We start from the raw sequence: 2,667 nt of genomic DNA on the forward strand, positions 1-2,667 counted from the left end.
AACAAAATATCGAGTGCATGCATGGCGATGTGGCTACACGCGGGCTTTCCGTCCGGCAAGTCTTGCCTTTGGGGCCCTTTGCGCCCATCCCGGTTACACGCTATCACCGCGCATCGGTTGTACACCAACACGACAACCGGTAAGCACATCAGGAGACCTTTATGTTCGATATCGTCAACTATCCCCTTTTCCTGCTCACCGCCGTTACCCTGAATCTCTATCCCGGCCCGGACACCCTCTACATTTTGGGCCGAAGCGCGGCACAGGGGCGCGCCGCCGGTATTGTCTCGGCCCTGGGCATCGGCATGGGCGCGGTCATCCACACCCTGCTCGGCGCGGCCGGACTGACCGCCCTGGTGGCGGCCTCGGCCACGGCCTACCAGCTCGTCAAATGGGCCGGGGCCGCCTATCTGATCTACCTCGGGCTGACCATGATCTTTTCCAAATCCGCTGGAGTCACCCGCACCGAGCCAGCCCAATCCCTGCCGCGCATCTTTCGCCAGGGTGTACTGACCAATGTCCTGAACCCCAAGGTGGCCCTCTTTTTCCTGGCCCTGATCCCGCAGTTCATTGCGCAGGGCGCCGCCCATCCTGGTCTGGCCTTTCTGGTGCTGGGCCTGACCTTCGTGACCACGGGCACGACGTGGTGCCTGATCGTGGCCGCCCTGGGCGGGATGCTCAATCGCCGGCTGACGGGCGGTAACGGCGCGGTCTGGCTCAAACGCGCGGGCGGCGGCATTCTGGCCGGCCTTGGGGCGAAACTGGCCCTTTCGGACTGACCTTGACGCAGCCGCTTGCGGCGTTACCTCCCCTGTTCGCGCACAATCCTCATCCGGAGAAAAACATGGACCCGGCACCCCACGCATCCCGCATCCCGGATATGAAAATCGGCCTGGCCCTGGGCAGCGGTTCGTCGCGCGGATGGGCCCACATCGGGGTTATCCGCGCCCTGGCCGAACTCGGCATCGAACCGGATATCATCTGCGGCGCGTCCATCGGCGCCCTGGTCGGAGCGTCCCACACAGTGGGTAATCTGGACACCCTGGAAGAATGGGTGTGCTCCCTGACCAAACTGGACATCGCCCGCTTTTTCGATCTGAGCACGTCCTTCACGGGCTTCGTCAACACCAAGCGGCTGCACGAGTTCCTGAGCCTGCACGTGGCCACCGAATCCGCCCTGATCGAATCCTTCCCCCGGCAATTCGCGGCCGTGTCCACGGATCTGGAAACCGGCCGGGAAGTCTGGTTTACCTCGGGACCGGTTTTGGAAGCGGTCTGGGCGTCCATCGCCCTGCCGGGACTGTTTCCCGCCATCCGCCACAAAAACCGTTGGCTGGTGGACGGCGGCTTGGTCAATCCGGTGCCGGTCACGATCTGCCGGGCCCTGGGCGCGGATTTGGTCATCGCCGTCAATTTGAACGGCGACATCGTCGGCAAGCATTTTGCCCGCGAACCCAAGACCCCACCCAAGAAAAACGGCATGACCGAGGCCCTGGCGGATCTGGTCCGGGAATACGCGGGGCCGCTTTTCTCCTTTACCGAGGAAGTGGACGAACCGCCGAGCCTGTTCGACGCCATCGCCGGGTCCGTGAACATCGCCCAGGAGCGTATCACCCGCAGCCGGCTGGCTGGCGATCCACCGGATATTCTGCTGACGCCCAAGCTTTCCCATATCGGCCTGCTGGAGCTTCACCGCGCCCAGGAGGCCATCGGCGAGGGACGCGATTGCGTGCGGCGCATGCTTCCCGAAATCGAACACATTCTGGGCACGGCCACACCCCTTCTGGCCACCTGACAAACCACATCCACGGAGAACCCATGGCCATAGTGCGATATCTTCTGCTTTTCCTGCTCCTGACCACCCCGGCCCTGGCCGGACAAATCCGCGTCCCGGACACGGATTACCGCGACTACCGCGCCCTGACCCTGGACACGGGGCTTGAGGTGCTTCTGGTCCATGACCACCACGCGTCCAAGGCCGCGAGCGCCCTGGCCGTGCCCGTGGGCAGCCTGGACGACGCGCCCTCCCAGCCCGGTCTGGCCCATTATCTGGAGCATATGCTTTTTCTCGGGTCCAAATCCTACCCCGCCCCAGAGGAATACCAAGCCTTTATCACGGCAAATGGTGGCCAGACCAACGCCGCCACGGGCTACACCTCGACGACCTATATGATGGAGGTCGATCCGCCGGCCTTTGCCGAGGCCCTGCGCCGCATGGCCGACACCCTGGCCAGTCCGCTCCTGGACCCGGTCTATGCCGACAAGGAACGAAACGCCATCAACGCGGAAATGGAATCGAAAAAACACAGCGATGGCCGCCGTCTGGCCATGCTGTCCCTGTCCACCCTCAACCCGAAGCATCCGGCCACGCATTTCACCGGCGGCAATCTGGAAACCCTGTCCGACAAACCCGGGAGCACCCTCCATGAGGAATTGATCCGCTTTCACCAAACCTGGTACTCGGCCAATCTGATCAAGGGCGTCCTCTACGGGCCGCAAAGTCTGGACGAGCTGGAAGCCCTGGCCCGGCGGGAACTTAGCGTCATTCCGGATCGCAAGGCGCGGATCGAGCCGCCCACGGTCCCGCCGGTCACGGACATCGAACGCGGCGTGCTTTTTGGGGTGCGGCCCGTGCGCGAAACGCGGAGCATGACCATCGAATTCGTG

The 2,667-nt window shown here is 63.4% G+C and carries 3 protein-coding genes; all 3 read left to right on the forward strand.

What is annotated here, in order from left to right; translation table 11 throughout:
• The first annotated feature begins 161 nt into the window (after positions 1 to 161).
• Positions 162 to 779 carry a LysE family translocator gene (locus EOL86_13460; GenBank protein ID NCD26583.1) on the forward strand — a complete coding sequence of 206 codons (618 nt, stop codon included), beginning with the start codon at positions 162 to 164 and terminating at the stop codon, positions 777 to 779.
• Between the two features lie 101 nt (positions 780 to 880).
• On the forward strand, positions 881 to 1,795 hold the full coding sequence (locus EOL86_13465) for a patatin (protein NCD26584.1): 915 nt from the start codon (positions 881 to 883) through the stop codon (positions 1,793 to 1,795).
• Between the two features lie 23 nt (positions 1,796 to 1,818).
• The coding region (locus tag EOL86_13470) for a pitrilysin (protein ID NCD26585.1) at positions 1,819 to 2,667 on the forward strand (849 nt) is incomplete at its 3' end.

It is taken from the genome of Deltaproteobacteria bacterium (assembly GCA_009930495.1).
Taxonomy (GTDB): Bacteria; Desulfobacterota; Desulfovibrionia; order Desulfovibrionales; family Desulfomicrobiaceae; genus Desulfomicrobium.

What these genes read in the sequence shown, in the direction of transcription:
- EOL86_13460 (NCD26583.1), top strand. Translation starts at nt 162, where the DNA reads ATGTTCGATATCGTCAACTATCCCCTTTTCCTGCTCACCGCCGTTACC.
- EOL86_13465 (NCD26584.1), top strand. Translation starts at nt 881, where the DNA reads ATGAAAATCGGCCTGGCCCTGGGCAGCGGTTCGTCGCGCGGATGGGCC.